The 6,000-nt window shown below is 62.1% G+C and carries 4 protein-coding genes; 3 read left to right on the top strand and 1 reads right to left on the bottom strand.

What is annotated here, in order from left to right:
* Positions 1-529 precede the first annotated feature (529 nt).
* The 3 genes from HP556_RS03765 to HP556_RS03755 all read left to right on the top strand — a co-directional run bounded on the left by HP556_RS03765 (position 530) and on the right by HP556_RS03755 (position 3,327).
* The gene (locus tag HP556_RS03765) at positions 530-988 is read left to right on the top strand and encodes a PaaI family thioesterase (protein ID WP_089266877.1); all 459 of its coding nucleotides are present in this window, start codon (positions 530-532) and stop codon (positions 986-988) included.
* A 221-nt stretch (positions 989-1,209) separates the two neighbouring features.
* Entirely contained in the window at positions 1,210-1,620 is a 411-nt protein-coding gene (locus HP556_RS03760) for a response regulator (RefSeq protein ID WP_175365968.1), read from the top strand.
* Positions 1,621-1,713: 93 nt separating this feature from the next.
* A complete protein-coding gene (locus HP556_RS03755) occupies positions 1,714-3,327 on the top strand; it encodes an ATP-binding protein (protein ID WP_175365967.1) in 1,614 nt (537 codons plus the stop codon).
* A gap of 3 nt (positions 3,328-3,330) precedes the next feature.
* Here HP556_RS03755 and HP556_RS03750 read toward each other — a convergent pair whose 3' ends face one another.
* Positions 3,331-5,973: an EAL domain-containing protein gene (locus tag HP556_RS03750; protein ID WP_175365966.1), complete on the bottom strand. Its 2,643-nt coding sequence runs from the start codon at positions 5,971-5,973 to the stop codon at positions 3,331-3,333.
* Positions 5,974-6,000: the final 27 nt, after the last annotated feature.

Here is a 6,000-nt window from a genome sequence, read left to right as displayed (position 1 = left end):
GGCCGTCTCCTTGCCAGTGGCAGTGCTGGCGCAGATCCGTCCTGCCCGAAGACAGACGTCACCCCCAAACCGCGTGACGCCGCATCTCCGGCGTCCACCGCATCCTGCCCCGCGAACGTGACGATCGCGATCGCCCCTCTCGGTGGGGCAGGACGAAGGGGAATATAAACCTGATTGGGATGGTGTCAACGGGAGATAGGAAAAAATGTTTAGGCGCTGTCTTGCCGCCCCATACTGTCATTCCGGGGCGGGACCGGCGCCGGAGGCGACGGGACCGAACCCGGAATCCCAGCATGGGAATCTCCAGACAGCGCAAAACACTCTGGGATTCCGGGTTCGCGTCCGGCAAGTGCCGGCCGCGCCCCGGAATGACAATGGGGGAGGACAGCGCCCCGGAACAACGAGCGACGAGCCATGCAGATTGCGACGCGCCCCCACGCCGCGACGTCCTATCCACCCGCCCCCCGCTTTTGTATGACCTAGCACTCACTCCCTCCAGCCCATCGATATCTCGCAAGAAGGAAAATCCATGACTGATGCGGCGACTGACGCGGCCTATGCTGAACTCGAAGCCGCCGGCTGGAGCATCATGGACGATGACGGGTTCATCCATTTCGTCGGCCCGATGTGGCACCGGGTCGTCGATGGCATCAATGAATTCGCCATTCTCGGCCAGGACAAGCACCGCAACCGCCGCGGCGTGGTTCAGGGCGGGGCGGTGATGACGCTGGCCGACCGGAGCTGCGGCATGGCGGCGCGCGAGGCTGCGGGGGTCGAGGCGCTCGCCACGGTCCAGATGGATACTTATTTCGTCGATGCCGCGCGGATCGGCGACCTGATGATCTCCCGGCCGAAGGTCGTGCGTGCCACCAAGAGCCTGATCTTCATGAGCACCGAGGTCAGTGTGAACGATCACGTGGTCGCCACGGCGCATGGTGTGTTCAAGACGGTCCGCGACCGCACCGATGCCGGGCGCAAGAACGACTGACCTGACGGCCGCCGCGGATTTTCGTCATCTTCACGGATTTTTTTTCGCACGCGGCGGAACGAAAGCGCGATCAGCTCGCTTAGCAAAGACATGCGAACCAAAACAGTTTTTACGCGACCTATATTCGTATTCGATTGATCACGTTTAGACTGACCGATGCTTTCGACCCGAACCATCCCGGCCCTGTGGCCCATGGAACCGGCGATCAAGGTTCAAATCCCATGGCCCAAGACGCTGCCGTAAACGACGCCGCCCTCCCCGCCACCGTCCTGGTCGTCGAGGACGATGTACTGCTGCGCATGTTTGCGGTCGAGATGATCGAGGACGCCGGTTTCCGGGTGATCGAGGCGCCGGATGCAGACGCTGCGATCCGCGTGCTCGAAGCGCGCAACGATATCCGCATCATCTTTACCGATATCGACATGCCCGGCTCGATGAACGGGCTCAAGCTTGCCCATGCGGTCGCCAATCGCTGGCCGCCAATCCGCATCATCGCAACATCAGGCCACTTCAGGATAGGCGAACGCGACCTGCCGGATGGCGGTCGCTTCATTCCCAAACCCTATCGACAGCACCAGATCATCGGCGCCCTCACCGAATTCGCCAATCCCCGCAGCGCATTCGGCGTCTGATAAGCCCCGTTCGCAATTGCGCTCACGCTTGACGCCTCCACACCGCCCGGTCACCCTCGGTTGCTAGATACCAGCTATCGGCGGGGGCAGGCGATGTGGGCATCACTCAAGAACTTTCTCGATAGTTCCATGTTTGCCCCGCACGGCATTTGCCTGCTGTGGGATCCCGGTCTGATCTGGCTTCACGTCGGCTCGGATGCACTGATCGCCGCGGCCTATTTCTCGATTCCCGTCGTACTCACGATCTTCGTCTGGAAGCGCCGCGATGTGGAGTTCGGCTGGATCTTCTGGGCCTTCGCGCTCTTCATCATGGCCTGCGGCCTGACCCATGTGATGTCGATCTACACGCTGTGGGTTCCGGCCTATGGCGCCGAAGGAATCCTCAAGGCGATCACCGCCATCGCCTCGGTCGTCACCGCTGCGATTCTCTGGCCGCTGCTGCCGCGGCTACTGGCGATCCCCTCGCCCGCACAGTTGCGCGAAACCGAACTGGCGCTGATCGAGGAAGGCCGGCACCGGCGCGAGGCCGAGGACATGCTGCGCCATACGCAGAAGATGGAAGCGATCGGCCATCTCACCGGCGGTGTCGCCCATGACTTCAACAATCTGCTGACCATCATCATCGGCAATCTCGAAATCGCCGAGCACAGCATCTCGACCTGGACGGAATCGTCGCGCGATCGCCTCAGGCGCGTCATTGCCAGCGCAGCCGGCGGCGCGCAGCGCGCCGTGGTGCTGACGCAGCGCCTGCTCGCCTTCGCACGCAAGCAGCCGCTCGACCCGAAGACCATCAATGTCAACGGATTGCTCCACGGCATGTCGGACTTCTTCCAGCGCACATTGAGCGAGAATATCGATCTCGAAATCGTCGGCGGCGCCGGGCTGTGGCAGGTTGAGGTCGATCCGAGCCAGATGGAAGCCGCCATCCTCAATCTCGTGGTCAATGCCCGCGACGCCATGGCCGGCCAAGACCATCTGAAGATCGGCAAGCTGACGATCGAAACCAGCAACGCTTTCATCGACGAGATCTACGCCCTGCAGCATTCCGATGTCGTCATCGGGCAGTATGTCCTGATCTCGGTGACGGATACCGGACCAGGCATGCCCAAGGACGTACAGGAGCGCGCCTTCGACCCGTTCTTCACCACCAAGGAGCCCGGACAGGGCACCGGCCTCGGCCTGAGCCAGGTCTACGGCTTCGTCAAGCAATCCGGCGGCCATGTGAAGATTTATAGCGAGGTCGGCGAAGGCACGACCATCAAGGTCTATCTGCCGCGCAGCAGACAGCATGCGGAGCAAGCAAGCGAGATCGAGAGGCGCATCGTCGGCAGCAAGGGCAACGAGACTGTGATGATCGTGGAAGACGATCCGGATGTGCGGTCCTACCTGGTCGAGACGCTGGAAGGTCTCAACTATCAGGTCCGCGAGGCCGGCAATGCCGACGCAGCGCTGGCCGATTTTGCCGCTGATCCCGAACCGTTCGACCTGCTGCTGACCGATATCGTGATGCCCGGCATGAACGGGCGACTGCTGGCCGACGAGATGCAAAAGCGGCAGCCGAAGCTGAAAGTGCTGTTCATGACCGGCTATTCGCGCAACGCCATCGTGCATCAGGGCCGGCTCGATCCCGGCGTCTCCTTGCTGCAGAAGCCGATTACACAAGCGGCCCTCGGCAACAAGGTGCGCGAGATGCTCGACAAGAGATAGCGACTACGGGATCCGTCTGACGGACGGGACGACGCCCAGCGTCCGCTCCGGATGCGCCTGACGCCGCATCTCGCTCAGGGCAATGGCGGCACGCGACGTTTCGTGACTCGCGAGCCAGAGTTCGAAATCCGGCACCGGCAGCGCAGGCGAATAGACGAAGCCCTGGATGACGTCGCAGCCGAGTTCGGCGAGAATCCGGCGCTGCCCGTCGGTCTCGACGCCTTCGGCGACCACGATCATGTCGAGGCTCTGGCCGACGCGTATGATGGCGCGCGTAATCGCCAGCGCGCTCGCCTCGCTTTCAAGGCCGCGCATGAAGCTGCGATCGATCTTCAATTCACGAATCGGCAGATGCGCGAGACGGCTGAGGCTGGAATAGCCGGTACCGAAATCATCCATCGACAGCTGCACGCCGGATTTGCGAATTTTCTCCATGGTCTCGACGGCGGTCGAATGCTCGCTCATCACCACGCCTTCGGTGACCTCCAGCATCAGCATGTCCGGCGACAGACCGTTTTCGGCGATCACTTCGCCGACCAGCGTGGCGAGATCGCCATTCTGGAAATTGATCGGCGACAGATTGACCGAGACGCTGGGCACGTCGACGCCATTTTTGCGCCAGGCCGAGACCTGCCGGCATGCTTCGCGCAGCGACCAGGTGCCGATCAGCTCGATCAGCCCGTATTCTTCCGCGAGCGGGATGAATTTCGAAGGCGGCACTTCGCCGAGCACCGGATCGGACCAGCGGGCCAGCGCCTCGACACCGTAAAGGCGACCGTCAGCGCGCACCTGCGGCTGATAGTGAAGCCGCAGCGCATCCTGCACGATGGCATTGCGCAGCGCCGTACTGAAGGCGAGTCGCTCCTCGCTGACGCGGTTCATCTCCGCGCTGAAGAAACGATAGGTCGAGCGGCCGGCCTGCTTGGCCTGATACATCGCCGCATCGGCATGTTTGAGCAGACCGTCGATGTCACCGGCATTGTCGGGATAGATGCTGACGCCAATGCTGGCCGATACCGGCACCAGCTTAGCGCCAAGCTGCATGGGCGGCAGCAGTGTCTCGAGCAGGCGGCTGGCGATCAAGGCGGCGCCTTCAACATCGCAATTCGGCAGCACAATAACGAATTCGTCGCCGCCCTGCCGACTCAGCGTGTCGGCCGGCCGGATTTGCCTGCACAGTCGTTGCGTGACCTTGACCAGCAACTCGTCGCCAATGGAATGACCGAGCGTGTCGTTGACGTCCTTGAAGTGATCGATATCGAGGAACATCACGGCAATGCGGTCCCGCGGCTTGCTCTTGTCGATCAGCCCCGTCAGAATCTGGCGCAGTTGCGCGCGGTTCGGCAGGCCGGTCAGCGCATCGAAATAGGCCAGACGCGCGATTTCGCTGCGGGCCTCGTGCCGTTCAATGGCCAGTGCGCACAGATGCACACAGGCATCGACGATGGTCTGGTGCCAGCGCGTCGGGCCGCGCACTTCACGGAAATAGAAGGCAAAGGCGCCGATGACGCGACCATCCCGCGCCTTGATCGGCGTCGACCAGCAGGCGCGCAGGCCGGCTTCCAGCGGCAGACTGCTATAGAGCTGCCACCGCGGATCGGTGGCGATATCGGTGGCCAGCACCGCGTGGCCGAGAAAGGCCGCCGCGCCGCAGGACCCGACATCGGGACCGGTGGCAATACCGTCAACAACAGGCGCGAAGGCGGCCGGGAGGCTGGGACCACCGAGCGGATGGAGCCGACCGTCCGCGTCCACATGCAGCACCGACGAGACGATATCGGGCGCGATGGCTTCGACGCGGTGGCAGAGATCGCCGATCACATCCACGACCGGCATGTCATTGGCGAGATTTTCCAGCACATGATGCTGCAGCGAATGGATCTGCTTGCTCTCGGTGATGTCGTCGAGCACCGCAACGAGATGCTCGACCTCGCCGGCTTCGTTGCGGCCTGCGTTGACCGTGCTTGAGATCCAGATCTCGTGACCGTCCTTGTCATAGACAAGGATATCCTCTTGCCCGTGTCCTTCGGCATCGATCTGCGCGTGAAACCGCTCCAGCGTTTCGTTGTCGGTATACTCTCCGGTCAGCAAATCCCGCGGGTGTTTGCCCATCGCTTCCGCAAGCGTGTATCCGAACAGCTCCGTGAAAGCGTCGTTGACATAGACGATGGTCATGTCGCGTTTGGAGACCATCACGACGCGGTCGGTCTTTTCGGCAACCAGTGCCATCAGCGCATTTTGTTCGCGGTCACGGACATCGTCCGTCACGTCGCGGATGAAGTTGATGTAGAGCGTCTTGCCGGCGTAATCGACGCGTGAGATCGAGAACGCGCCCCAGGCCTCGCTCCCGTCCTTGCGGCTGATCCTGAACTCGCGGCGGCCCTTGACCGCTACTTGCGGATCCATGGCAGACTTTGCCGCAATCACTCCATCGAGATGTTCGCGCACGTCGAGGGGAACGAGGAAGCTGACCTGCCGGCCGACAACTTCGTCGCGGTGATATCCCCACATCCGCTCGGCAGCAGCATTGAAATGCCTGATCTCGTTGTCGATCCCGGTGATCACGACAGCATCGACCGCCTGTTCGAATGCAGAGAACAGCGCCTTCGCCTCTTCGCTGGGCTGGCCGACAGGACTTGCAGACATGAAACGACCTTCGATCACAGGAGCCGC

Source organism: Tardiphaga robiniae, assembly GCF_013359755.1.
In the GTDB taxonomy this organism is placed as follows: Bacteria; Pseudomonadota; Alphaproteobacteria; order Rhizobiales; family Xanthobacteraceae; genus Tardiphaga; species Tardiphaga robiniae.
This window is presented reverse-complemented; position numbering and strand designations above follow the sequence as displayed.